Below are 26,177 nucleotides of genomic sequence, written 5' to 3'. Positions count from 1 at the left end.
TAGGCTCTCGGTTTGCGCTTGGCAATCGAAAGAACAGGGAAACCGCGAAAGTTGCCGACTTTACGCCGGGTTTTTCGCAAATGGCGAGGAATGACTTTTTTTCCGATTTCGAGCGGCTTAGAGTTGGCTCCATGACAAAGATTGGCTTCATCGGTTGTGGAAAAATGGCGGGCGCGATCCTGCAAGGCGTCTGCAACTCAGGTAAATTTGACGGCGATCAGCTTTTTCTGCACGACAAGGACGCCGCTCGCATGGCGGAGTTAAAGGACATTTGCGGAGCGCGTCCGCTCGCCTCGAATACCGCGGTCGCAGAGGCTGCCGAGGTGATTCTCCTCTGCGTGAAGCCCTGCGATGTGCCTGCGGCTTTGAAAGAAATCCAGCCTGTGCTGGCGGGGAAATTGATCGTTTCCATTGCGGCCGGACTGACCATTGCCCGACTTCAGGAGCTCTCTGGCAACGCGGCGGCGGTCATTCGCGTGATGCCCAACACCCCGGCGCTGGTGCATCGCGGCGCGACTGCCTACGCCTTGGGCGACGGTGCCACCGAGGAACATGCGGAGGTGGTGGAGGAAATTTTCTGCGCCGTGGGCCAGGTTTTCCAAGTCGCCGAAAGCGCCCTCGACGCCGTTACCGGCCTGAGCGGCAGCGGGCCCGCCTATATTTATACCGTGATCGAGGCGCTGGCCGATGGTGGCGTCCTGATGGGACTCCCCCGTGAGCTGGCTTTGCAACTGGCCGCGCAGACCGTCATCGGCGCTGGAGAAATGGTCGTGCAGACGCATCTGCATCCGGCGGCCCTGCGCGACATGGTCACGAGTCCCGGAGGAACGACGATTGCCGCAATGGAGGCGCTGGAAAAAGGCGGCCTGCGCGCGGCGCTGATTTCGGCGGTTCGTGCGGCGACGGAGAGGTCCTCCGCCATGCGCTAATGAAAAGACTGGGTGCCGTTTTTGTCGTTTGGGCGGGAGTTCAAACGATCTCTGCTCAGACGGTGATCCCCTCGCCGACTCCGGCGCATTTCGACGATGACAAGGTGATCGCCGCGTCGGCCATGGCGGCTTTTGAAAAGGCGAACCTGCCTCGGGAGCGGCTCCAGTTTGATAAAATTCGCAGTCTCCGACTGGCCCAATCCGCCACGCCTGCGCCGACGCCCCCTTTCGCCCCGCTGACCGATGAAGCAAAAGTCGTCGCCGCGCTGGCGATGGCTGCTTTTGAGAAAGGCGATCTGGCCGAGGCTCGTCTGGAGTTTGAAAAAATGCGCGCCCTCAGCCCTGGCCATCCCATGCCGCTGATCAATCTCGGCACGATCGCTTTTCAAACTGGACGCCTCAAGCAAGGCGCCGAACTCCTCGAGCAAGCTATCCGAGTCGACCCTAACTCCGCTCAGGCCTGGGCTTTGCTCGGGATGGTTCGTGTTTATCAGGACGATCCAGACAAGGCGCTCGCTGCGCTGGCGCAGGCTGTTTTGCTGAGTCCAGACAATGCCAAAATCCACAATTACCTGGGAGTCGCCGTGGGCCGCAAAGGATGGTTCGACGGAGCCGAGGCGGAGTTGCAGCAAGCCATCACACTCGACCCGAAATATGCCGACGCGCATTTCAATCTGGCCCTGATCTATTTGCAGCGCGATCCGCCGAACAAAGCCCTCGCCGAGAAGCATTATCAGGCCGCGCTCAAACTCGGCGCACCGCCCGATCTGGAAACGGAAAAAAAGATCAAGGAATGAGCCGGTTTTTGCCTTCCTGATGTTGCGTTGCCGGATGCCTTCTGTATTCTGGGAACAATGCGTGCGCCTTTTTTCTGCGTTTTCTTAATTGGTTTCACCGCCAGCATTTCCCAGCTCTCCGCACAGACCCCGGTGGATGGAGACGCGGATTTGAAACGTCAGGTCGGAGCTCTTCGCGAGGCCGTCATTCAGCAAACCCGTCAGATCGACGCCCTGACGGCAGAAATTGAACGGCTCGGCATCGCTCTCGGCCAGCGGCGTCCACCGAAAACATCCGAAGCCGTCACGCCAGCTCCTGCAGCACCGACACTGGCTACTTCGGAGCCACCAGCCACGGCGACTCCCTCTGCCTCCGCCCCAGTTGTCGCCACGCCCACGCCCGATCCAAATGTCCTGCAGCACACGGTAATCAAGGGCGATAATCTGACTAACATCGCCAAAAAATATGGCACCACCGCCGACGCGATCCAGAAATTGAACAAAATCACCGACGCGCGCAAAATGCAGATCGGCCAGGTTCTCTCAATTCCCACACCACCGCCCGCAGCAGCCGCCCCTTCCCCGGCTGCCCACTAACAAAATTCCCCCTATGAGCACAAACTGGCACTTAATGAAGCACGACGACGGGACCGTTTTTGGCCCCGTGTCTTTCGATCAAATCAAGGAATGGGCGCAGGCGGCCCAAGTTTCCCCGCTCGATAAAATTTCCGAGGACCAGCTCAACTGGATCAAGGCTCCCATGTTTGCCCAACTCGAAATGGATTGGCTGCTTCAGATGAGCGACGACCATTATTACGGTCCCACCACGCTTAGTGCGATTCAGGAATTCATTAAGGAAGGCGAGATCGACCACGAGACGCTGGTGATCAATTGCAAGGACGCCACCGAGACCAAAGTGGGCGAACTTCCGTTTCTACCAGAAGAGGAAGAGGAGGAGCCGGTTGAAGAAACTGAGCCTGCCGATTCGGAAAAAGCCGGCGAAGACAGCGCGCTTCTGCAGCGGATCGCCGCCTTGGAAACCGCACTGGCGGCAGAAAGAAATCGCATCGACGACTTGGTAGCCACGCTGAATGACTTCCTAACTCCGCGCTAGCAGGTTAGCGGCGGTTCGCGAGATCCAGATCGGCGGCCAGTTTCGAAGACGCGTCGATGGTCTCGCCAAGAAGATTTTGGATGGTCGGCGTCGCCTTCGCCTTCAGAAAGATCTGATAGGAAAAAAGTCCGCGAGAGAGGCGAATCAAGGCGCGATTGGCCAGCATCAGGCCGCGACTCAGAATGTTATCACCCAAGGCTGCGGGAATCGGAGCCGGAATGCCGTGCATTTCCTCGACTTCGTAGCCGGTTTCCTCCAAGGCCTGACGCAAGGTTTGAAACGTGAAGAGCCGAGTGTGAGTCCGATCTAAAATTCCCTTTCGCCCGTAATTGAATTGTCCGAAAAGCAGCATCAAGCGCGTGACGATGAATCCAATGTTAGCCGTTGTCAGAATCAACTCCGGACGCTTCCTCCCCGTGGCTTCACGCAGGTTTTCCAGAAACTCCTCCGGGTCCTGAAGATGCTCGATGATGTCGAGCATAAAAATCTGGTCGTACTCGCTGGGTGAAGTGGGCAAGGTGATGTCGTTTAGATTCGCCCGCAGATAACGAACGCCCCGACTGGACGTGCTGCCGATGGGCGCAAATTGATCGAGGCCTGTCACCTGCGCTCCACGTCCGGCGGCTTCCTCGGCCCAATAACCTTCGCCGCAACCGAGATCGAGCACGCTGGCACCGGCGCGAACGGCTTTCAGAGAATCGGTATGCGACGAGCGATACCCAAGTTTGAGCGTGTATTTTTCCTCGATGCGGCCAACCTCAAACTTGCGGTCGTAGAGCAGATTGAGTTGGTGCAACCGCACCCGCACGCTCGTTCGGATCACATCCCAAGCGTATTTCAGGCCGTTCACGTGGCAGATTTCCTCGCCGTAATACGTCGGGATCGGCACCTCGGCGATGCGGAGTTTCTTCAGCAAAAATTGCGCGATAATCTCCGTATCGAAATGGAAGTCCCGCGTGTTTCGCTCAAAGGGAATCTGCCGCAACGCGTTGACCGTATAGAGACGGTAGCCGGAGTGAAATTCGGACAACGACCCGCGCAACAGCCAGTTTTGCGTGATGCTCAGAATGCGGTTGCCAATGAATTTGTAGGCGGGCATTCCGCCGCGCCTCGCCGCGCCGGGAAGCAGCATGCGGGAGCCAAAAACAGCGTCCGCCTCTCCATCGAGCAGCGGCTGGAGAAGCTCGGGCAGTTTTTCCGGCGCGTATTGTCCGTCGCCATGCACGAGGGCGACAATGTCGAAACCGTGTTCGATGGCGTAGCGATAGCCGAGTTTTTGATTGCCGCCGTAGCCTTGATTCACCGGATTGCGCAGGACGGTGAGTTTAATTCCATGCACCAGCGTCTGGCAGCCTACGGAGAATGTCCCGTCGCGAGAAAAATCGTCGATCACCAGCACTTCCACACCGGGCTGGCGCAGGCTTGCGGGAATACGATTGAGCACCTGACTGATCGTTTTCTCGGCGTTGTAAGCGACAATGTGGATGAGCACACGCGCTCCAGACAACTCCATGGGAGTGGAGTCGATAGATGGATTTTGGGCAGGCACACCCAATAATAAGCAAAATGCGGGCCAACGGGATCAGACCGCCGACTATTTCTTCCAGGGAATGTCGATGGCGAAAATTTCGTCACCATTCAGCTCGCGATGCGTGTAGGAACGAGTCGCATGATCCTCAAAGATCGCCCGGAAGCTCCATTCCTCCGGACGAATGAGAAGCTCCGCAGGCAGGTTCCAAGTGTCGCGCCAAATGCCTCCGTCTGCCCTGCCTTCGGGGCAACAAAGTCCGCGATTGAAAATGCGTTGTTCGCCGGTGCCGATTTGAGTGGCGATCACATGCAGCCACGGGATTTTTCGACGCTCGCTACGATAACTCCATTCGGATGTAACTTGAATCTGCCCGTTGTTATTCATCACAGATAGAGTCATCAAATCCGTGGCTGAATCGATCAAGCCGGACTTGAGCGGAATGGATGTTGGCGTTGCGACAACCGGTTGGGCCGAAATCTTCTGGAAAACTGTGAGTGCGCCCACAGAATCCACCTGCCAGCTTGCCTTGCTTAAAAACTGATGTAGCAGCGCATCACTCGAACTCACTACTTCGCCGGTCCTTAACTTCATCGCCGGATGGTAGTAACCGGAGTTGGAGTCGAATGTGATGGTGTCGTCATAATCTACTATGACAAAATCCGTTGGCGGAGGAGGCGAATAGATATTCCGACTCAGGGTTTTCAACCCTTTTAAAACCAGGTGTAGCGAGTAGATTTCAGGCCGCTCAGCCAGTTGAGATTGAAATGGAAGTGGGGCCAGCACACTAGCCTCAGCCGGAATTTCTCTAACAATCGCCTTCTTGGCTGCGAGCTGGCTGTCGATGTTAGAAAAAGGAGCGAGGAACTTCTCGGGAGTCTCCACAATAAAGAAGCAAACCAGATTTGCCAGCACAAGGAAGAAAGGCATTGTGGCATACCATTTTTTACCCTCCCCATTTTGCGGATTTAGTGATTCCAGAGTGGCGATCCAAAACACCGGCAAAATCGGCGCGGCGTAATGGAAGTAAATGGTCCATTCCGACGATCTCCAGGAGAGTAAATGCTGAAGCAAAAGCGGCATCGTAGGCAGCAAGCTCAAAGGTTTGCGCAACGGAAGAAATAGCATTGGCAGCAGCAGCGCCCAGAGAATGGAGCCTTGCAGTGACGAGTGGAAAACATCGCTGGCTCCAGCGAGTAAACCCTTCTCGTGCAAGTGCGAGTAGAGTGCACCGAAATCCACATTTCCTGCATTCCACTTTGGTCCCAGCCAGAACAGATAAACAGCCATCCAGCCTGCAATAAATAGTCCGGGAAAGATGATCCATTGCCAGAGAATCTGACGACTGGGATGTTCAAAAAGCTTTATGAAACACCAGGCACCTGCCAATAGCCCCAGATTTTCTTTGCAACTAAGAAACAGAATCAGGAACAACCAGAATGCCCGAAGATTTTTCTTCTGCCAGCTATGATAGATCGCCAGCCAAAGCGGTGCCGCAAATGCTTCCGGATGAAATTCGTGCAAGGCTACAAATGTTAGCACAGGATTGATCAGCAACACGGACGCGAGCCAAAAAGAGGACCGCGAGTTCCAGCCCATTTGTCGGGCAATTTTCCACCCAAGCGGAAGACAGGCTGCAAGAGCTAGATTCTGCACAACAATCAGCGTCATCGGGTGACGAATGACGGCAAACAGCGGCCAGATAAGGAGGATGATAAAATCTGCGTGATTGCCAAACGGTTTGACTCCCAGCAGGCTGCTCCAGTTGCGTCCGTGAGTGAATCCATCGAGCGCCTGCACATAGAAGGCGAGATCGAATGTGGTGTAGCTGAAATGACTCCATCTCCACCACGATTGAAATGTCCACAGCGCCGCAATCAGGACTGTGATGCACAGACAAATTTTGAAATGAGCGGAGCGGATATTTTGCAAATGAAGACTATTGAGAAGTGGTAGCTGCACGCAGTGACTGGAGTGCATCCATGGCGGGTGGAAAATCAGGTCGTATCCGAAGACTTTCGAGAAGGTGCATTTCGGCCTCGCGAGTTTTTCCTAACATCTGCAGACCTCTTCCCATGTTGTAGTGAGCCTGGGCGGAGTTAGGGTCGATTTTAAGAGCGATTTGTAACTGGGAAACCGCTTCGTCGGCTTGTCCAGCTTGTAAATAGATGTTGGCTAGATTGTTTCTAGCCTCTGCAAAACTGGGCAGCATCTGAATGGCTATCTGATATTCCCTGATCGCATCGGGAATGCGTCCGATTTTTCCGAGTGCATTCGCTGTGTTGAAATATAAGCCAGGGTCGCGCGGCTCGATCTGCTTGGCGTGATCATACATTTTAATCGCAACAGGATAATCTCCTAGTTGCGCCACTAACACGCCGAGGCATTTCCACGCCCGTGCGTTTTGCGGACGCTTCTCAACGGTGTCTCGCCAGATGGAAAGATGCGTTTTGTAATCCTGAATTCTGAACTGCGTCAGCATCGAGGCCATGACAATTAGACCCGCGAATAGAATACCGCTCGATTTACCCAACTTTGAATATAAGCCTGTCACCACGAGAGCGAGGATCACAGCTGACGGCAGATACATCCGGTGCTCCGCCATGGTTTGTGTGACCACAGGCACCACACTGGAACTCGGCGCTAGAATGACAAAGAAACCAGCTCCGAGAAATCCGAGAATGGGACGCTTCCAGAGTGCGATCAAAGTCAAACCCAGCAATAGGACAATTAGGATGCAGGGAAGAATCACCTCGGACGGAGTGGTGATTAGGTCTGTGCCATAATCAAAGATCAATGGTGATGGCCAAAAGATTAGCTTCAAATAATTCGCAATGGCCCAAGTTTGAGTTAGGGCATAATCTAGAAGAGGCATTTTAACGCCGAATCCGGCTGTTCCACCACGGTTGCCGGTGCTGAGGATTAGAAGAATTTGAAAGCACCAGCTGGCCACCAGCGAGAGATAATACTTCCAGCGCAAAGCCCAGGCTTTACGAAAGCTGCCTGAACAAAATGTTCGGTCGTAGAGGAGTATCGTTAGCGGAATGGTGGCTCCCACTTCTTTGCTGGCGACTGAGAAGTAGCAAGCAGCTACAGAAAAAACTAACCAGCGTGTAGCATTTTCCTGTGCGCTCCCTCGAATAAAACTATAAAGCGCCAAAAGATAGAAGAGGCACGTCATGACTTCGGCTCGTTGAACAATGTAAGTCACAGCCGCAGTGTTTAGAGGGTGGACTAACCAAAGCAGCGCGATTACCGAAGCCAGGGGTAATGCAGCCTGACCGAATTTGTCTTGGAGTGATGGCTGCAGGAACGTTCGTCTCGCGATTCCCGTGAGGGCCAGTGCCGCACAGAGATGAGCACCCAAATTGAAGATGTGATATCCGGTGACTTTGTACTGATCAAGTGCGTAGTTCACAGCCAAAGAAAGATTCACCAGAGGGCGTCCTGCTGTGGTTAGGCCGCTATTGGGCGGAGGAAATAACGCCTCCTTCAAAGGCCATATGTGCAAAATAGTTGGATTTTCCTGAATAGTCGGAATGTCATCGAAAATGAATGGCACGCGAAACGACTCTCGATAAGAGACTATGCCAACGATGATTATCAAAATAGCGACCAGCATGATTCGCTGGCGTTCTATTCGCAGATTATTCTGATGAACAACGGGATCAGGATGCATCTATTTTGCTGGTGTTTTCTCCGACTGCAGCGTTTTTATGGAGTCTAAAATTTCCCGCTGTCGCTGGGAATTGTCTCGACTGACGGCTTCTTCCTGCAACGCAATTGCTTTAGAAAAATCACCTTTCTCTGCAAGTATCACTGCGGCTTGTGCCAATGGCTCGGGATCTCTAATGTCTAATCTCGCTGCCATGAGATACGCTGGCAGCGCTACGTCAAATTCATTAAGAGAAACGCAAAGCTCAGCCAGCTCATTCTGTGCCGCAGCATTCCACCAATTTCTTTGAGTATATCCATTGAGCAACTGGATAGCAGCCAGTGTTTGATTTTGCTCTTTGTAGATTTGGGCAAGCGCTTTGGCCATAGACCAGGAATTGGGGTTAGCTTCGTAGGCTTGTCGGGCGACTTTGGCGGCTTCACCAAATTGCTTTGATTGGGTTAACAGGGCGACAGTGGCGCTGCGTTCAGCCATGCCGGAAACGTGCGTGTCGAGTTTTGCGCCAAGCTTCTCCACGTCAGCCGGACGCTGCTGTTTGAGTAAATTCTGAATGAGAAGCACTCTGGCCAAAGAAAAATCAGGGACAGCTTTGAGGATGGATCGATAAATTCTTTCTGACTCATCCAATTTGTTCATTTTCTCATATTCACCTGCCAGGTTGATTCTAACTCGAATGCTGTCGCCTCCATCGCGGATGGTTGCACGGTAGAAGGTGAACCCATCCTTCCAATCCCCTGCTCTTACATGTGTACGAAGGCCAAGACAGACTATTGCCACAGGCAAGAGCAAAACAATACTCCGCCGGAAAATTTTGCCAGCATCCAACCAGCATCCAGCGAGCCAGAGATAGAGGCCGATGGAAGGAATATAGAGCCAGTGCTCCGCCACCGTAGCATTCAAAGTGAATAAGTTGGAAACGGGCAAAATCATGATGCCAAACCAGAGCACACCAAGAAGACGGAGTCTGCGTCCTTCTCCTTTCCACAATAGAGAAGCTGTGAGAGCAATGAGAAAAGCGCCCCCCATCCATCCAAGACAAGGAAACAACGCATCGTTCTTTACAGCGTCGGTGAACAGTCCGGTGTGAATACTTACCTGCCGCTCCATGAAGAGCTTGGCCGGATAGATAAAAAGTCGGCCATAATCACCCATGGCTCGTAAGAATAAGCTAAGTTTTTCGATCAATGGAATTATTTTTCCATCTGAAGGAGCCACATTTGGATCGGGCAGTTGTCTCAATAGAAAATAACAGATGACAATCAAAGAGACCATGAGCGTGGTTTTTCCTTTTACCAGATTTGGAACGTCTATTTTAAAAAGCCAGAGGTATAGAATAAAAAAGCCCATCCCGGCCAATCCGATTTCCTTGGAGCAGCAACCAGCTAAAGCCAGTAAGAAAGCCAAGGCGTAGAGTGCCCGAATCCGTTTCTTTTTTTCTGGTGAGACGGCTCGTGCGGTTTCCCAGCAGAGCCAGCCACCTAGTAAACCCGCCAGAGCAAGGCTGTCGGCCCGACCAGACACATAGGCGACAATGGCGCTGTGAACTGGATGCAAAAGCCAAATTGCTGCCAGGCAGAATGCCATGCAAGTCGATTGAGAGCAGGTCCTTGCTGTAAATCTTCTGAATAGATTTCTGCCCAAAAAAAACAGCAGAACGCCATTCAGTGCATGGAGAATGATGTTAGTTCCATGGAAGGCACTTGGGTTCAACCCAGCGCGGCAGTAATCCAGAATGTAAGAAAGGTTTTGCACAGGCCTATAGAACTCGCCTTTTGCATCTGTGAAAAGGAAGTGACGGAAAACTTCAGCGCAAAGAATAGGTGATCGGATAAATGAATTCCGTAGAACTAGAAACTCGTCATCCCACAGAAACTTACCATGCCACACCGGCAGGTAAGCGATTTCTGTAAGTAACACAAGCGCGGCGCATAAAAGGCATATCTTCCACCAAGAAACTTGATCAGTATCTAACCTGCGCTGCCGAGGTGGGAAGGACATTTTATTTTTTATGTGCCGCAGACCGCAATGAATTTAGGAGCGCAATTTGTTTCAAGGAACCTTCTCTATCGAGTGCCTTTTTCTCCCAGATAATGGCTTCAGAGTAATTGCTATTCTTCACCAACAAAGATACAATGCGATTGTAGGCCCCAGCATCTCGGATATCGAGTTCAGCAGCATTTTTATAGGAGGCAATGGCATTATTTAAGCAGCCTGCATCGGCATAGTAATCACCCAGCAAAATTAGAGAATCCCTATGCCACCAGTGTCTCTCCGCGAAAGACTGCAGGACAGTTAACTTGTTTTGCGACTGGTTTACTTTGTCAAAAAAAAGAAGTGTGTCTTTTGTTATCATCCATGAATCTGGATATTGCTGTCGCAACTCTTTCAGTAAGCTGCCAGCTTTTTGAATCTGGTCTACTTGCAGCATGTGCTGCAGCAAATAAATCTTGCCTGAAAAGCTAGACCCAAGTGCATTTTCACCGTCACTGATTAACTGACTTGCCTCGTCTGTGTTCCCTTGCGCTTGCAGATTGGCCGCCAGGGCATGACGGGCTTGGAAATAAGTCGGGCTTTTCTGCAAAACAAACCGCAACACAGTTTCTCCTTCGGCAAACCGTCCAACCTTTCGGTATTCATTAGCCAAGTTAACCCGCATTCGAGCTGTATCGCCACCGTCGTGAATTGTTTTTTCGAAGAATGTAATCGGTGTTATCCAATCTTTAGACCTCACAACCGTTCGACAGGACAATCCAATAATCCAGATCGCTATGAATAGTGTGGCGATTCTTTGGATATTTCGCGTGGCCTCCAACCACGATCCTAACAGCGCGATAAAAAAGCCAATCGATGGAATGTAGAGCCAGTGTTCGGCAACCGTAGAATTAAGTGAGAAGACATTGGAGACTGGTAGCAGCATCGTGCAAAACCAAGCCACGCCAAAACGACGTAGAGGCTGATGTTTTCCTCGATAGATACACAGAGTCAGCAGTAAGACTATAAAAATAATTCCTATAATTGCCAGCCATGGATAGAGTGGATCAAAGCTGGCTGGATCCACGTAGAGGTTGGGCAGCAATGCAACTTGGCGTTCCATCCGCAGATTACCAGGGTAGATGAGCAGGCGCAGATAGTCTCCCAGTGCACAAAGGATCAGCTTGGGCCTCTCTGGCCATTCGGTGAAAAAACTATTGGGTTCAGTGACGTTGTTAATGCTAAAACGGAGAGCCAGATAAATAGCAAACAAGAAGAGGCAGGCGAATACCACGCTCCACTTGCGTGTTGCTGATAGTTCATTCTCAAGAAAGAGGGTATTCAGGAGGAAGAAGGCCATTCCTATTAACGCGGCTTCTTTAGAGCCCAAGGCTAAAAAAAGAGAGAACGTCAGAGTGAACAGGAGCAGAGTTGCACTGCGTTTCGACGATTGCTTGATTTTCTCCCATAGACACCAGGTGGCCAGAAGGAATAGCAGTGCCAGGCTGTCCGCCCGCCCTGCAATATAGGCGACGGTGGCTGAATGTATGGGTTGTACCAGCCACAACAATGAAACTAGAAAAGCTCCAAAGATTATCTTCCGATCCAGCCCGGCAGTCTCTTTTTTTAGACGTAGCATGAGGAAGGTGAAAAACAATCCTGCATTCAGGCCATGAATGATGACGTTTGTCTGATGATAGTATATCGGTGCAATTCCGCCTCTCCAGTAGTCGAGCAAATATGTCAGTGTTTGAGTGGGACGGTAGAAATTTGACGAGGGATCGTAGCCAAGAAAATGACGGTAGATTTCAAAGAATAACTTGGGAGAACGAATGAGAGGGTTATTTTTAACTAGAAAATTGTCATCCCAAATAAACTCGCCTCTCAAACACCCCCAATAAAGCCAGAAAGTGATGCCGATAAAAAGCACGGTGGCTGTTACGCTGAACCAGATGAGATAGTTTTTTTTGGGAAGCGCGATCACAGCCAGGACAGAATTTATTAAGATGTCAGCTTGGAAGGCAACCAAAGACATTGAAACACAAAAAAGCCCCCCGAGTTTCCTCGGAGGGCTTGATGTGAGTTTAAGTTAGATTAGTTAATCGAGTAGGGAGCCCAGAAGTTAGCATCAGCAACATCAGACAGCGCTGTGTTGGTGGTGGTTGGCAGCTTCGGCAGAGCATCCACGGTTGGCACGGCAACAGTGTTGCCAAGCTGATCGGTGATGGCATTATTAGCAGCTGCGACCTGAAGGCGAGTGCCGGTTTTGAGATATTTGGAAATATCCGCACCAGTTGGCTGAACGCCAGCGGCCTTGTTGTTTTCGATCGCATACTGATCAACGGCAGCGTCGATGAGGCGCAAGTCGTTTTTCACTGCAGTAGCTTGTGAGCGTTTACGAGCACGCAGGAAGCTGGGAACAGCCACGGAAGCGAGCAAGGCGATAATCGCAACAACGATCATGATTTCAACGAGGGTGAAGCCCCCACGGTTTTTGTTTAGTTTGTTTAGCATATGATGTTTTCTATTTTTATTAGTTTGTGTTTTTACTTTGTCGGATTGTCCGACACAAAATCTTATTAAGCAGCCGTCGTGCCAGCTTTTTAAAATAACTCGGGGACCTTCCCCGTTGACTTGGCGGTGCCGGGCGCACCATTCTTTCGGCTAAAATGTCCTCGGCCCCTCGTCACGCCTTCTATAAGAGAGCCGGTTTATTGGTTTTTTTTCTAACCTTAACGGTTCGCCTCCTAGTCCTCTTCCGGCTTCAAGACGCATCATATATCCTTGATAATCAAGGCGATATGCAGTTCTATAACGAATGGTCGAAACGTCTTCTGTCTGGAAACTGGACGGACCATTACGCTTTCTATGGATTGCCTGGGTATGCTTTTTTAGTGGCTGGAATCTACAAAACATTTTTCCAAAACCCGATTTTAATCACTGCTCTCCAAGCTGGAATAGAGGCATTTCTCTCATTTTTGATATACAGCATTGCAAATTTGATTTTCGCAAAAGGAGAAAACAGGCATTTTTCCTCTGCTATAGGTATCTTCGCAGGGGTTGGTTATGCTTTTTACCTGCCTTCGCAGGCATTTGCATCCGTGATGATGCCGACAACACTGGCAGCCGCCGCTTTTTGGCTCATTGTCTGGTGGTGTCTGAGAAGTCGCGTAAAAGAAATCACTTGGATGGAGGCATTGGCGGTTGGCATCGGCATCGGTTGCATGGCCATGATGGTTGCGACGATCTTTTTTGTTCTGCCACTCGTATTGCTTGCGCTCATCCAGAAGAGCACAGCTCTATCGAAGTCCATTCCCCTGCTCTTGGTGGGCGTCATATTAGGATGCAGCCCGGCTATCCTGCATAACAGATGGATCGCGCATGATATGGTGATGCTCTCCGCGCACGGCGGACTGAATTTCTTCATCGGTAATAACGCCGAAGCCGACGGCTACCTCAAAATTCCTTCCGGCCTTCGCGCCAATCAAGCACAGATGCTTGCGGACTCCATCAGTGTGGCAGAAAAAGCACTGGGTGGCGGCCAAAATATTCCGCGCTCCGCCGTCTCCGCGTACTGGTCGAACCAAGCCAGCGCCTACATTCACGAGCATCCAGTCGCTTGGTTGAGACTTCTCGGTCAGAAAATCATCAATTTCTGGAACGCCTATCAATACGACGACCTCAGTATCATTCGGGCGCTCGGCGAGGAGAGAATCACCACGCTTGGTTTACATTTTGGCATCGTCGCCGCCTTGGGCTTGGCCGGAATCTGCGTCGCCTTGGGCAGCGAGCATGTGAAATCCCGATGGGTTGTCGCCGCCATTTTCCTTCATCTGGCATCGCTGCTCACCGTCTTCATCACCGAACGCTACCGTTTGGCCGCAGTGCCGGGTCTGATCATCATGGCCGCCTACTTCATCGTGCAGCTTTGGGAGAATGCAGCGTGCGCCCGGTGGAAATGCGCCGTGATGCAATCCGCGACGCTCATCGTCTGGACCATTTTCGTCACCCTCCCCGTGCCCAACCAAGGCGCGTGGGCTTTGGACACCTATAATAGTGGCATCCGTTATCTGGCCAAAAAAGATGCGAACAAAGCCAGCGAACAATTGCAACTCGCCTGGCGCTACGCTCCTGAAAACGACAACACCAATCTCGCTGTCGGCAATCTTTATCTCCTCCAAAACGATCTGACTCGAGCCAGTTTGTTTTTTCAACGCGCCATTCGCCTCAATTCCAGAAACACCGCCGCCCTGAACAACCTGGGTTACATCGCACTCAGCCAAAATTCCCCCGCCAGCGCAGTTTCATACTACTCACAGTCGCTGGAGCTTGATCCCGGCAACATCCTCGCCGCCTATCAACTGGCCACCGCTTACTGGAAAAATCAAAACCCCTCCCAAGCCCTGCAAACCCTCGATCAAGCATTGATTCTGCACCCCAAACAAGAGCAGCTTCTTGAGCTTAGAAGCAAAATTTCGAGCAATCCATGACTACAGAAAAACTCTCCCTCACCTGGATGCTGATCCTCGTATTGTTAGTCGGCATCGGGATCTACCTGCGCATTCATTCCTTTGAAAAGCAGGAAGGCGTCGGCTTCGACGAAAATATTTACCGCCAATACGTCGAGCAAATCGGCCACCGTGGCTGGACGCATTATCCGGACATGGTCAATGCGTATATCATCGATCAGAAACAGGCTCCCATCGCCTTTCTGCCGCCGACGCGAGTTGCATTCTTATTGTCAGCCGCCGTTTGGCACGGGCTGACCGGCGCCTCATCCGTGGAATCCGTGCGCGCCATTTCCACGGCGGCCAGCATTTTACTCTTACTCGGATCAGCCGTTTTCGCCTGGAGACTAGGCGGCAAACGACTGGCGCTGGTGATTACAACCTTGATGACCTTCGCCCCGCTCCAACTCTACATGGCGCATCGTGCGCTCATCGACGGCTTCTTTGCCACCATCACTTTCTTCGTCATCTGGGCTCTTTGGGAAGCGCTGCAAAACGCCAAAAGCAAAGCCTGGCTCGCTGCCTACGCAGGCTTTCTAGCCATTCTAGTACTCACCAAGGAAAACGCCGCCTTTGTTTATCTAGCCATTCTCGCAATTCTGGCCGCCAATCACTGGCTCAAACTCGGAACCGTCACCAAGCCCCTGCTCATCGCGACATTTCTCGGCCCATTGCTGGGAGCCTGTCTCCTAACATTAGCCGCCGGCGGCACAGACACCCTCTTCACCGCCTATCTCCTCAACGTCCGCATGTCCTATGTGCTGCCCTACGCCATCGCTACGGGAGACGGCCCATGGTTTCGTTATCTCTCCGACTTGGTTCTTACCACGCCCGCCGTTGTCCTGCTAGCCATTGGAGGAATGTTTCGAGCCAAAGAAAAAACCGCCTGGTATTTCACGGGCTTCATTCTCATCAGCTATCTCATCATGGGAAATCTGCGCTACGGAATGAATCTTCGCTACGCCTTGATCTGGGATTTCCCGCTCTGCTATCTCGCGGCGATTCCATTGCTGGACTTAAGCCATTCACTAACTAAACCGCTGGCGCAGAAAGCTGTTCTCAGCGTGATGTTAGTCGTTATCGTTTATTTCCAGACATCCAATTACGATACCATCTTCATCAAGAACGCCGTGTATGATCCGGTGCCCATGCCCTTGATGCAGGCGCTGAAAATGATCAAATGACCCTGCTGCAAAAGCAAAGCGAACTAATCGAGCGCTACTCGCTCATTGAGGACCGGCACGAACGGCTAAATGCCATCATTAGCTTCAAACTCGCCGACCGACAGCTCGCTGCCGAGGAACGCCGCGACGAATGGCTGGTCCGGGGTTGCTCCTCGCAAGTCTGGCTGCGGGTGCAAGTCGCCGAGAATCGAATGGAAGTCCGATATGCCGCCGATTCCGTCATGATCCGCGGACTGGTGGCCTTGTTAGTCGAGCTTTATCACGGAGCAGACATTGCCGACGCGCGGGATTTTCATCCGACTTTATTAGAAGCGCTCGGGCTCGATAAAATCCTCAGCCCCACACGATTGCACGGGCTGGAGCGAGTTATTCAAACCTTTCGAGCCCATGTGGATTGATGCGCACAATCATCTGCAAGCCCCGTTGCTGGCGGAAACCCTGCCGATACTAACCTCACTCCCAATGGAGGCGGCAGTGGTCAATGGCACCACGGAAGCGGACTGGCCGCACGTTCAGGAATTGGCCGCTGAATACCCGTGGATTCGACCTGCATTTGGATTGCACCCGTGGTTTCTAGCCCGGCGCACTGCAAACTGGAAAAAGGCTCTCGATCAATTTCTCTCCACGCCACAATCGAGTCTGGGCGAAATCGGACTCGACCTCTGGATGAAAGATCCGGATCGCGCGGCGCAGGAGGAAATTTTTCGCTGGCAGCTAACATTGGCGGCCGAGAGAAACATTCCCGCCACCATTCATTGCCTGAAGGCTTTTGGTCTGCTGACGAAAATACTCCGCACCAATCCCCTGCCCGCCTGTGGATTTTTGCTGCACGCCTGGTCGGGTTCCATCGAAATCGCCCGTGAGTGCCTGGATATGGGCGCGTATTTTTCCTTCTCCGGCCATTTTCTGCACGAGCGAAAAGCGGCCCGGCGCGAAGTCTTTCGCCAGTTGCCGCTGGAGCGTTTGTTAGTAGAAACCGACGCGCCGAGCATGAACCTCCCCGATCACTTAGCAAAAGCCACACTCGAGTCAGGGGCGAATCATCCTGCTAACATCGTCGCGTGTTACGAGCATCTGGCGCGAATTCGTGGAATGGAAGTCGCCGATCTCGCGCTTGCGGTGCGCAATAATTTCCATCGTCTCTTCCAGTAAAACTAACATTGACGCGCCGTCCGCATCTGATTACCACTCCGCACGTGCGACGTCATGCCGTCTTTTTGAGTGTCCTGCTTGCGGGCACAGCGTTTTCCGTTGTGCTCTGGGTGCTCGTCGCCCGCATGGAAAAAGAAATGCTCCACGAGCAGGTGCAAAAGCAAACGGCGGATCGCGTAGAAATTCTGCGCAGCCAGATTCTGCGCTCGATGGAAGTACTGCACTCGATTCGCTCTTTCTATGCGGCGCGCGAAGTAGTCACACGGGCCGAATTTCATGACTTTGTGGCCGATGCATTGCTCCGGCAGCCGGAGTTGCAAGGGCTCGCCTGGGACCCGCTCGTTCTGCTCGGCCAACGCGAGGCTTGGGAGGAAAGGGCGCATCAGGACGGCTATGCCGACTTCCATTTTACTGAGGAGGAAACGGAGCATCATCTCATAACCGCCGCGACTCGCGACGAATATTATCCGGTCTATTTTCTTGAGACGCTGGAGAGAAACAAGGCCGCTTTCGGCTTCGACGTTGGCTCCGAGAAGCGCCGTCGCGCCGCGCTCGAACTCGCGCGCCACACTAACAAAGCCATCGCCACCGCTCCGATCGAACTCGCCCAGGGCGATCCCGGTTTTCTAGTTTTCCTGCCGCTCTATCAGGGCACGGATCACGCCACGTTTGCCGGGTTTGCGGTCGCTGTTTTCCGAATCGCCAATCTGGTGGAAAGCGCCCTCAGTCCGCTGCAAAAAATCGGCCTCGGCGTCTCGATCCAGGATATGGGCGAGAAGGATGTTAGCATTTATCGTCAGCCCGTGGAGAAACCGGACTCTGAGTTCGATCAACTCGTGAATCTCGAATTTGCCGGGCGCAACTGGCAGGTTAATTTTCAGCCCTCGGCGGAATTCATTTCCCAACGCGCGACGCATTGGTCGTGGATGGTGCTCGGAGCGGGCCTCGCCTGCACGGGGCTGGGCGCGTCATTGGTCCGCGGCTCGCAGCGGCGTCAGGAGGAAATCGAGGATTCTGTCTTCGAGAAAACGATGGAACTCTCGAACGAAATCGCCGAGCGCAAGCGAGCGGAGGAGGAATTGAAACTCGCCCGCGACAGTCTGGAGATCAGCGTTCAGGAAAGGACTGAGCAACTGGCGCGCGCCAATGAGGCGCTGACCAGCGAGATCAGCGTCCGCAAGCAAGCCGAGGAAGCGGCGGCGGCGGCAAACCGGGCGAAATCTCTCTTTCTGGCTAACATGAGCCACGAAATTCGCACCCCGATGAATGCGATTCTCGGCTATTGCCAGATTCTCCAGCGCGCGGCGTCGCTGCCGGCATTTCAGCGCGATGCGGTGGCCACCATCGCCAGCAGCGGCCAGCATTTGCTCCATCTGGTGAATGAAATTCTCGACCTCTCGAAAATCGAGGCGGGTCACATGGAACTGCAACTCGCCGAGTTTGATCTGGTCGAGCTTTCGCGCGAAATGGCCGCCATGTTTCAGCAGCCGTGCGAGGAAAAATCCCTCGGACTGCGCATCGAATGGACCGGCGGCGAGGATCGGCGAATCGTAGATGGCGACGAGGGAAAACTGCGTCAGGTGTTGATCAATCTCCTCGGGAACGCGGTGAAATTTACCGATCAGGGGCTGGTCACGCTGCGCATCCAGCCGCAGGAGGAAGGCCGCTGCCAGTTTGAAGTGCGCGACACCGGCATCGGCATCGCGCCGGAGTTGCAGAAGTCGGTCTTTGAGCCGTTTCATCAGGGTGCGACAGCCGTTCATCGCGGCGGCACCGGACTCGGACTCGCCATCGCGCGGCGTCAGGTCGAGTTGATGGGCGGAGAGCTGGAGGTCTGGTCCGATGAAGGCGCGGGCTCGACATTTTTCTTCAACATCCCACTGCAAACGCCGGTCGCGGGCTCGTTGCAGCCGCGACGCAGCCGGATGGTTAGGAGCCTTGCGCCGGGCAGCCGGGTGCGAGCCTTGGTCGTGGACGACATCGAGGAAAATCGGGCCGTCATTTCGCACATGCTGGAGAGTATCGGCTGCGAAGTGCGGACGGTGGACAGCGGGCCCGCCGCACTCGCTGCGGTCGCCATGGAGACGCCGGATATTGTCTTCATGGACATGCGGCTGCCCGGAATGAGCGGGATCGAGGCCACGCAACTTCTGGTCGCGCGACACAAAGGCTTGCACATCGTCTCCATGTCGGCGTCGGTTTTGCAGGACGAGCGCGAGGCTTGCCTGAAGGCGGGCTGCGATGATTTTATCGGGAAACCGATCCGCGCCGAGCAGGTCTGGCAATGCCTCCAGAATCTGCTCCAAGTCGAGTTTGATTACGATGAAAGCGCCACTGCCGAACATCCCGACACGCCGCCGCTGGATCTGGCGCAGATCGTTCTCCCCGAAGATTTGGCGTTGCGCATGATGATGGCCGCCGAGCTGCACAGCGCGACGGTTTTGAAAAATTGCCTGCGCGAACTCCACGCACTCGGCCCGCGCGAGCAGCGGCTGGCGGAGCATTTGCGCGAGTTTATGGCCAGTTACGACATGGAGACGATCCTGAAAATCGTCGCGCAAATCCCGAGCGGAGTTAGACCCGAATGAGCGAGAAAATTCTCATCGCCGACGACACTCCGGCCAATCTCGACGTGCTCACCGGCACTCTCGAGCCGCATGGTTACGAGGTGCTCACGGCTCCCGGCGGCGAGGTCGCGCTGAAGATTGCGGCGAAGGCGATTCCCGATCTCATCCTGCTCGATGTGATGATGCCCGGCAGCAACGGGTTTGAAATTTGCCGCGAGTTGAAGCGTCATGCGGCGACCCGCGACATACCGGTGATTTTCATCACGGCACGAGCGGAAACAGCGAGCATCCTGAACGGGTTCCGAGTTGGCGGAGTGGATTATATTTTGAAACCCTTCGAAGCCGAGGAAGTGCTCATTCGCGTGGAGACGCATCTAAAAATCGCCCGGCTGACTCGTGACCTGATGCAGAAAAACCGCGAGTTGGCCCAGGAAATTGAGCGCCGCGAACGCTCCGACGCCCGCCTTTCCACGATCACCGATCGCGAGGACGAACGCTGGGGCATGACGGGTTTCGTCGGTGAAAGTCAGACAATGCGGAAGATTCTCGGCGACATTGAGCGGCTCCAGCCATTTGCCAACACCAGCGTGCTCATCACCGGCGAAAGCGGCACGGGAAAAGAACTCGTCGCGAGGGCGATTCACCACGACAGCACGCGGGCCAAAGGACCGTTCGTCGCCGTGAATTGCGTCGCTATCCCAAATGAATTGGCCGAGTCGATGTTCTTCGGGCACCTGCGTGGGTCGTTCACCGGAGCGACGGCGGATCGCAAGGGCTACTTCGAGTTGGCTCACGGCGGGACGTTGTTTCTGGACGAAATCGGCGACATGCCCGCGACGCTGCAGGCGAAATTACTGCGTGTGCTGGAGGATGGCCTGGTGACTCCCATCGGCGCGACGCAAGCAAAAAAAGTGGACGTCCGCGTGCTCGCCGCGACCAATGCCGACCTCGACGCGCAGATCGGATCGGGCGCATTTCGACGCGACCTCTATTTCCGCCTCGCCCGCTACACCGTGGAGACGCCGCCGTTGCGCCAGCGCCGGGAGGACATTCCGCTGCTGGCCACGCACTTTCTCAAAGTCTTCGCCATTGAAATGGGACTCCGCCCTCCGGCCCTGAGCCCAGAGGCGTTGAAGGCGCTCGCCGCCTGCGATTTCCCCGGCAATGTTAGAGAGCTGAAAAATCTCATCGAGCGCGCCCTCATCGCTAGCGGCGGCGGCGCCATCGAACTCGCACACCTCCATTTGTCTGCAACTCCTACACATCAGAAAGAAGTGCAACTCGAATCAAAAATTCTAGTCGGCGACCTCCCTCTGAATCTGGAGAAAGCCGAGGAGGTTCTCATCGAGCGTGCCCTGGCTCAAACTGGCGGCAACGTCGCCGAGGCGGCGCGATTGTTAGGAGTGAACCGCAGCCGCATCTATCGCCGGAATTAGCAGGTGTTGCACCTGTTGCGCAGTGCAACAAATGGAACAGTCGGCGATGAAGACATCGCCGCAGGATTCTTTGTAAGTCGCTGATGATCAGCGGCTCGATTTCTTTGTTAGAAGTGGCACAGGCGTTGCTAAAGAAGCCAGCGTCCGGGAGCAATCCCACAGCCTAAACCACACACTACTAACATACCTATGACTAAGTTGTTCAAAACTGTTTCCAAAACGCTAGCCTTCTGCGCCATGGCGGCCTCCGCCACTCCAGTGCTTCTTGCCGGCCCGATCTCCGATGAAAAAATGGCGAAGCCCATTCTCGAAGAATCACCCGGCCTGAAAATCCACGGACTGATTCAACTCGAATTCTCCGACCACTACATCACGCCGCGCGGTCTCGACACGGAAAACCAGGGCCTGATCTTTCAGCCGCTCCTGCTGCTTTTCTGGGATCTCTATTCCTCGAAAACCGGTCCGCTCAACGATGTTAGTCTCACCACCGGCGTCTGGAATAGCTGGCACACCCGCAAGTCCGGCGCGACTCCACGTCAGTGGAACGAGATTGACCCGATCGTCGGCCTCACTTTCAAGGCATTTCAGGACTTTCAGTTCGATGCGTTTTACACCGCGTTTAACAGCCAGACAAATTCCTACGACACCTCGACTAACCTCGACCTGAAACTGACCTATCACGATCACTTCATCAAGGGATTCTCGATCAATCCATACGTGGAATATTTCCGCGACATCGACAAACTGCCCGTCGTGTTAGGTGCGACTTCCAGCTACTACTTCTCGCTGGGCATCGATCCGACTTTCAACGTCGGTCCGGTCAAAGTCGAGTTGCCGAGTTTTGTTAACCTCGTGGCGTCCGACTTCTACCAGCGCCTCGATGGTTCCGATGGCGGTTCGGGCGCGGCGGTGATTTCCACGGAGTTGAAAGTTAGCACTCCCCTCACCTTCATCCCCGCCAGCTACGGTCACTGGGGCATCTATGCGGGCGTGCAATACTATCACTTGAACAATGAAGGTCTGCTCGATGGCAACGTCCTGCTCGGAGCCACCTCCAAGCGCGACAAGGATCTGATCCAGCTCCACACCGGCATCACCATATCCTTCTAACTCGAACGTCCGCCAAACTAGGAAAACTAACATGGACCCAACCCTGCCCGTCACCGTCGAAGCCGAGCCGTATGCGTATGAATTCATCCCGGCCAAATGCGCCCTGCTGATCATCGACATGCAGCGCGACTTCCTCGAGCCGGGCGGTTTTGGGGAAATGTTAGGAAACGACCTTTCCCAGTTGCGCGGAACCATTGAACCTAATCGCCGGTTGCTCGCCGCGTGGCGGGCAGCCGGCTTGCAGGTGATGCACACCCGCGAGGGACATCGGCCTGATTTATCGGATCTGCCACCAGCTAAAAAAGTTCGCGGCCACGGCACCACCACCATCGGCGACATCGGTCCGATGGGGCGCATTCTCATTCGCGGCGAGGCCGGGCACGACATCATTCCCGAGTTGTATCCGCTGCCCGGCGAACCGGTAATCGACAAGCCGGGCAAGGGCGCTTTTTTTGCAACTGACTTGCAGGCGATTCTGCAAAATCGGGGCATCACCTCACTCATTGTCACCGGCGTCACCACCGAGGTCTGCGTCAATACCACCGTCCGTGAGGCCAACGATCGCGGCTACGAATGTCTCGTGCCGTCCGACTGCGTCGGCTCCTATTTTCCCGAGTTCCAAGAGATGGGTTTGAAGATGATCAAAGCCCAGGGCGGCATCTTCGGATGGGTCTCGGATTCCACAAAAATTCTCAGCGCACTTGCATAGCTATCACAGCCAAAAAAACCAACACCAACACACAAACCTAACATGACCACTGCCAAACCAAAAATCTGGGTGCCGGGAGACTGGAATGCTCTCTTCGGCTTCGGAACCAACATCCTCGTCAACCTGCTAACCTTGAGCGGCCTGCTGCTCTACGTCCTGAAAATGCCGCCCGACATGGTGTTCAAACACATCCTACCCGCAGCCGGGTTGATGATGTGCATGAGCACCTTTTACTACGCGTGGCTCGCCTACAAGCTGGCCCAGAAAACCGGACGCACCGACGTTTGCGCACTGCCCTCTGGGATTAGTGTGCCGCACATGTTCATCGTCACGCTGGTCATCATGCTGCCGATCAAGATCGTCACCGGCGATCCGATGAAAGCGTGGCAGGCGGGCCTCGTCTGGGTCTTCATCCAGAGCTTCGTTTTAATGTTAGGAGGTTTCCTCGCTCCGATCATTCGGAAGATCACTCCGAAAGCCGCGCTGCTCGGCGCGCTGGCCGGTGTCTCGATCAGCTTCATTTCGATGAAACCCGCCTTGGAAATGTTTATGACTCCGGTCATCGGCATTGTCTGTTTCGCGATCATTCTCGTGAGCTGGTTTGGTGGAGTGAAATTTGGCGGCATACCCGCTGGTCTTGTCGCCATCGCGGCGGGCACCACCATCGCTTGGGGCTCGAATCTCCTCGGTTACAACTTCGGTGGAATGAATGTCGCCGCACTGCACCAGTCGTTTTCGACGTTCGGTTTTTCTGCTCCAACACCGGTCTTCGGACTCGTCTTCGGAGGGCTGAATTGGGCCTTGCTCAGTGTCATTCTCGTCACGGCAATTCCCTTCGGCATCTATGATCTGGTCGAGGCCATGGATAACGTCGTGAGCGCCTCCGCCGCCGGTGATGAATATCCCACGACCCGCGTGCTGACCGCCGATGGCGTGATCAGTCTGATCGGCTGTCTGATGGGTAATCCTTACATCAACGCCGTTTACATCGGCCACCCCGGCTGGAAGGCCATGGGCGGTCGCATCGGCTACTCCGCCGCCACAGGCGTGATGGTGATTCTGCTCTCTTGGTTTGGCATTATCTCGCTGATGACTGCGCTGATTCCAGTCGTGGCCATCTCACCGATTCTGCTCTACATCGGCATGTTGATCGGCTCCCAAGCGTTTCAAGAAAGCCCGCACAAACACGCGCCCGCCGTCATCATGGCGATCGTTCCGTCGCTGGCCGCCTGGGGTAAATTGCAAATCGACAACGCCCTCGGCTCAGTCTCCGGCATTCACCATGTCACTTCCGACATGATCGCCTCGATGGCGCAGACCGGCGTGTTCTACCACGGCCTCTCCATCCTCGGTGGCGGCTCCATTCTCGCGGGAGTCGTCCTCGGTGCGATCACGACTTACATCATCGACCGCAAGTTCATGATGGCCAGTGCGTTTGCCTTTGCGGGCGGCGTGCTCACCTTCTTCGGACTCATGCATGGCGAGGCCATCGGCATCAACCAGACGCCCTCGGTCGCTCTCGCTTACGTCGCCGTCGGAGGCGTGCTCCTGGCCTGTTGCAAATCAACGGTCACAGCCACGGAATCAGAGCCTGAAAGCGCCCTCGAAGGCATGGCGGTCGCGGAATAATTTCCTAGGTTAAGGGAGCGCCCGGTGGACCTGAGTGGGTTCGCCGGGCGTGCTTCCGTTTTCTAACATCACATATGAATGAAACTTACGTCCCGGCTCAACCTTATCCCTGGCCTTGGAACGGTGATCTTCGTCCGGAGAACACCGTTTTTCTCATCATAGACATGCAGATCGACTTCTGCGGCGTCGGCGGTTATGTCGATAAAATGGGCTACGATTTGTCCCTCACTCGTGCCCCGATCGAACCCATTCAGCGCGTGCTGGAGGCGGTTCGCAGCCGGGGTTTTCACGTCATGCACACCCGCGAGGGACACCGCCCGGATCTCGCGGATCTGCCGGCTAACAAACGCTGGCGCAGCCGGCAAATGGGCGCGGGCATCGGCGATGACGGCCCTTGCGGACGCATCCTCACACGCGGCGAGGCGGGCTGGGAAATCATCGAGGAACTCGCCCCGCTGCCCGGCGAGGCAATCATCGACAAACCGGGCAAAGGCTCCTTCTACGCCACCGATCTCGACATGTTGCTCCGGCAGAAGGGCATCCAGAACATCGTGCTCGCGGGCATCACCACCGACGTCTGCGTTCACACCACGATGCGCGATGCCAACGACCGCGGCTATGAATGCCTGGTGCTTTCGGACTGCACGGCCGCAACTAAGTACGAGAATCACCTCGCCGCGCTCGACATGATCAAGATGCAGGGCGGCGTGTTCGGCGCGGTGGCGACGTCGGCGCAATTGCTGGAGGCCTTGCCATGAGCGATCCGGTCCGGGCGCCGTCCCTCGAAGCCCAGGGCATGACCAAGATCTTCGGGCCGCTGGTAGCGCTCGGCGATGTTTCGATCAAGGTCGACGCCGGCTCATTCCATGCATTGCTCGGCGAGAATGGCGCCGGCAAATCGACACTGGTCAAGTGTATCATGGGCTTCTACTCGCCCGACAAGGGCAGGGTGCTGCTCGACGGCAAGGAAGTGGCGATCAAATCGCCGCGCGACGCGCGCGCCCACGGCATTGGCATGGTCTATCAGCAGTTCACGCTGGTGCCCTCGCTCACCGCGGCAGAGAACCTCGTGATCTCGCGGGCCGATGCGCCGGGGGTCATCGACTGGAGCAAGGAGAAGAAGGCGCTCTCGGCCTTCATGGACCAGATGCCGTTCCGCGTCCCGCTCGACACCCAGGTCAGCGGCCTCAGCGCCGGCGAAAAGCAGAAGCTCGAGATCCTGAAGCTGCTCTATCTCGACCAGCGCTTCATGATCCTCGACGAGCCCACATCGGTGCTGACGCCCGGCGAGGCCGACGAGATGCTGGGACATCTCGGTGCCATGGCGGCGCGCAAGGAGATCACCGTGCTGATGATCTCGCACAAGTTCCGCGAGGTGAAGGCGTTTTGCGACCATTTCACCGTGCTCAGGCGCGGCCAGTTCACCGGCGAGGGCGACGCCAAGCTGGTGAGCGTCGGTGAAATGAGCGGGATGATGATCGGCGACACCACGATCCGCGAGCGCGCCAGCCGCAAGGCCGACAATGCGCGCGGCGACGTGCTGGAACTGGCGGGGCTGTTTGCCGACGACAATGACGGCATGCTGGCGATCAAGTCGCTGAACCTCAAGATCCAGGGTGGCGAGATCGTTGGCATCGCCGGGGTCTCCGGCAATGGTCAGTCGGCACTCGTCGAGACGCTGAGCGGGCAGCGGCCGCTGAGCGACGGCGGCATCTTCATTCACGGGCAGCGCTTCGAGCCCAAGCGCGGCCACTTCGACCGCTTCAAGGTCTTCGGCCTGCCCGAGGAGCCCCTGAAGAACGCCACCGTGCCCAAGATGAGCGTCGCCGAGAACCTTGCCTTCCGCGATTTCGATCGACCGCCGGTCGCGACGCTCGGCTGGTGGATG

At 54.7% G+C, this 26,177-nt stretch carries 21 protein-coding genes; 15 read left to right on the top strand and 6 right to left on the bottom strand.

The annotated features are described in order from the left end of the window. The first annotated feature begins 131 nt into the window (after positions 1 to 131). From proC to ABIT76_03200, 4 genes are read left to right on the top strand one after another with little or no spacing between them, the layout of a single operon-like run. Entirely contained in the window at positions 132 to 929 is a 798-nt protein-coding gene (proC, locus tag ABIT76_03215; protein ID MEO7932148.1) for a pyrroline-5-carboxylate reductase, read from the top strand. Then, positions 929 to 1,726 (top strand): tetratricopeptide repeat protein, encoded by a 798-nt coding sequence (locus ABIT76_03210; GenBank protein ID MEO7932147.1) that lies wholly within the window; start codon positions 929 to 931, stop codon positions 1,724 to 1,726. Before proC ends, ABIT76_03210 begins: the two co-directional genes overlap by 1 nt. 57 nt (positions 1,727 to 1,783) lie before the next feature. After that, positions 1,784 to 2,302 carry a LysM peptidoglycan-binding domain-containing protein gene (locus ABIT76_03205; GenBank protein ID MEO7932146.1) on the top strand — a complete coding sequence of 173 codons (519 nt, stop codon included), beginning with the start codon at positions 1,784 to 1,786 and terminating at the stop codon, positions 2,300 to 2,302. Positions 2,303 to 2,315: 13 nt separating this feature from the next. After that, positions 2,316 to 2,819, top strand: coding sequence for a hypothetical protein (locus ABIT76_03200; protein ID MEO7932145.1), 504 nt, complete (start codon positions 2,316 to 2,318; stop codon positions 2,817 to 2,819). A 4-nt stretch (positions 2,820 to 2,823) separates the two neighbouring features. On the opposite strand, the gene ABIT76_03195 is transcribed toward ABIT76_03200, so the two are convergent. The 6 genes from ABIT76_03195 to ABIT76_03170 all read right to left on the bottom strand — a co-directional run bounded on the left by ABIT76_03195 (position 2,824) and on the right by ABIT76_03170 (position 12,508). Next, positions 2,824 to 4,368: a bifunctional glycosyltransferase/class I SAM-dependent methyltransferase gene (locus ABIT76_03195; GenBank protein MEO7932144.1), complete on the bottom strand. Its 1,545-nt coding sequence runs from the start codon at positions 4,366 to 4,368 to the stop codon at positions 2,824 to 2,826. Positions 4,369 to 4,413: 45 nt separating this feature from the next. Continuing rightward, positions 4,414 to 6,279: a DUF2079 domain-containing protein gene (locus ABIT76_03190; GenBank protein MEO7932143.1), complete on the bottom strand. Its 1,866-nt coding sequence runs from the start codon at positions 6,277 to 6,279 to the stop codon at positions 4,414 to 4,416. A gap of 7 nt (positions 6,280 to 6,286) precedes the next feature. Further along, on the bottom strand, positions 6,287 to 8,026 hold the full coding sequence (locus tag ABIT76_03185; GenBank protein ID MEO7932142.1) for a tetratricopeptide repeat protein: 1,740 nt from the start codon (positions 8,024 to 8,026) through the stop codon (positions 6,287 to 6,289). After that, complete coding sequence (locus ABIT76_03180; GenBank protein MEO7932141.1) at positions 8,027 to 9,607, bottom strand: hypothetical protein; 1,581 nt, start codon at positions 9,605 to 9,607, stop codon at positions 8,027 to 8,029. It lies immediately after the preceding gene. Between the two features lie 415 nt (positions 9,608 to 10,022). Beyond that, the gene (locus ABIT76_03175) at positions 10,023 to 11,978 is read right to left on the bottom strand and encodes a hypothetical protein (GenBank protein MEO7932140.1); all 1,956 of its coding nucleotides are present in this window, start codon (positions 11,976 to 11,978) and stop codon (positions 10,023 to 10,025) included. Between the two features lie 110 nt (positions 11,979 to 12,088). Further along, positions 12,089 to 12,508, bottom strand: a complete 420-nt coding sequence (locus tag ABIT76_03170; protein ID MEO7932139.1) for a prepilin-type N-terminal cleavage/methylation domain-containing protein — start codon at positions 12,506 to 12,508, stop codon at positions 12,089 to 12,091. Between the two features lie 155 nt (positions 12,509 to 12,663). Between ABIT76_03170 and ABIT76_03165 the strand changes: the two genes are divergently transcribed. From ABIT76_03165 to ABIT76_03115, 11 genes are all read left to right on the top strand, one after another. After that, positions 12,664 to 14,484 (top strand): tetratricopeptide repeat protein, encoded by a 1,821-nt coding sequence (locus tag ABIT76_03165; protein ID MEO7932138.1) that lies wholly within the window; start codon positions 12,664 to 12,666, stop codon positions 14,482 to 14,484. Further along, positions 14,481 to 15,686 carry a glycosyltransferase family 39 protein gene (locus ABIT76_03160; protein MEO7932137.1) on the top strand — a complete coding sequence of 402 codons (1,206 nt, stop codon included), beginning with the start codon at positions 14,481 to 14,483 and terminating at the stop codon, positions 15,684 to 15,686. Before ABIT76_03165 ends, ABIT76_03160 begins: the two co-directional genes overlap by 4 nt. Continuing rightward, a complete protein-coding gene (locus ABIT76_03155) occupies positions 15,683 to 16,084 on the top strand; it encodes a SufE family protein (protein MEO7932136.1) in 402 nt (133 codons plus the stop codon). Before ABIT76_03160 ends, ABIT76_03155 begins: the two co-directional genes overlap by 4 nt. Next, the gene (locus tag ABIT76_03150) at positions 16,074 to 16,838 is read left to right on the top strand and encodes a TatD family hydrolase (GenBank protein ID MEO7932135.1); all 765 of its coding nucleotides are present in this window, start codon (positions 16,074 to 16,076) and stop codon (positions 16,836 to 16,838) included. Before ABIT76_03155 ends, ABIT76_03150 begins: the two co-directional genes overlap by 11 nt. Positions 16,839 to 16,882: 44 nt before the next feature. Further along, positions 16,883 to 19,426, top strand: a complete 2,544-nt coding sequence (locus ABIT76_03145; protein MEO7932134.1) for a CHASE domain-containing protein — start codon at positions 16,883 to 16,885, stop codon at positions 19,424 to 19,426. Further along, on the top strand, positions 19,423 to 20,841 hold the full coding sequence (locus ABIT76_03140) for a sigma-54 dependent transcriptional regulator (GenBank protein ID MEO7932133.1): 1,419 nt from the start codon (positions 19,423 to 19,425) through the stop codon (positions 20,839 to 20,841). Before ABIT76_03145 ends, ABIT76_03140 begins: the two co-directional genes overlap by 4 nt. Positions 20,842 to 21,078: 237 nt before the next feature. Beyond that, the gene (locus tag ABIT76_03135; protein MEO7932132.1) at positions 21,079 to 21,951 is read left to right on the top strand and encodes a hypothetical protein; all 873 of its coding nucleotides are present in this window, start codon (positions 21,079 to 21,081) and stop codon (positions 21,949 to 21,951) included. Between the two features lie 31 nt (positions 21,952 to 21,982). Further along, the gene (locus ABIT76_03130; GenBank protein ID MEO7932131.1) at positions 21,983 to 22,660 is read left to right on the top strand and encodes an isochorismatase family cysteine hydrolase; all 678 of its coding nucleotides are present in this window, start codon (positions 21,983 to 21,985) and stop codon (positions 22,658 to 22,660) included. A 42-nt stretch (positions 22,661 to 22,702) separates the two neighbouring features. Then, complete coding sequence (locus ABIT76_03125; GenBank protein ID MEO7932130.1) at positions 22,703 to 24,289, top strand: regulator; 1,587 nt, start codon at positions 22,703 to 22,705, stop codon at positions 24,287 to 24,289. 74 nt (positions 24,290 to 24,363) lie between these two features. After that, positions 24,364 to 25,047, top strand: coding sequence for an isochorismatase family cysteine hydrolase (locus ABIT76_03120; protein MEO7932129.1), 684 nt, complete (start codon positions 24,364 to 24,366; stop codon positions 25,045 to 25,047). Then, the coding region (locus ABIT76_03115) for an ATP-binding cassette domain-containing protein (protein ID MEO7932128.1) at positions 25,044 to 26,177 on the top strand (1,134 nt) is incomplete at its 3' end. The genes ABIT76_03120 and ABIT76_03115, both read left to right, overlap by 4 nt.

It is taken from the genome of Chthoniobacterales bacterium (assembly GCA_039930045.1).
Lineage (GTDB): Bacteria > Verrucomicrobiota > Verrucomicrobiia > Chthoniobacterales > DASVRZ01 > DASVRZ01.
The sequence above is the reverse complement of the archived record's forward strand: the minus strand, read 5'-3'. Positions and strand labels throughout refer to the sequence as shown.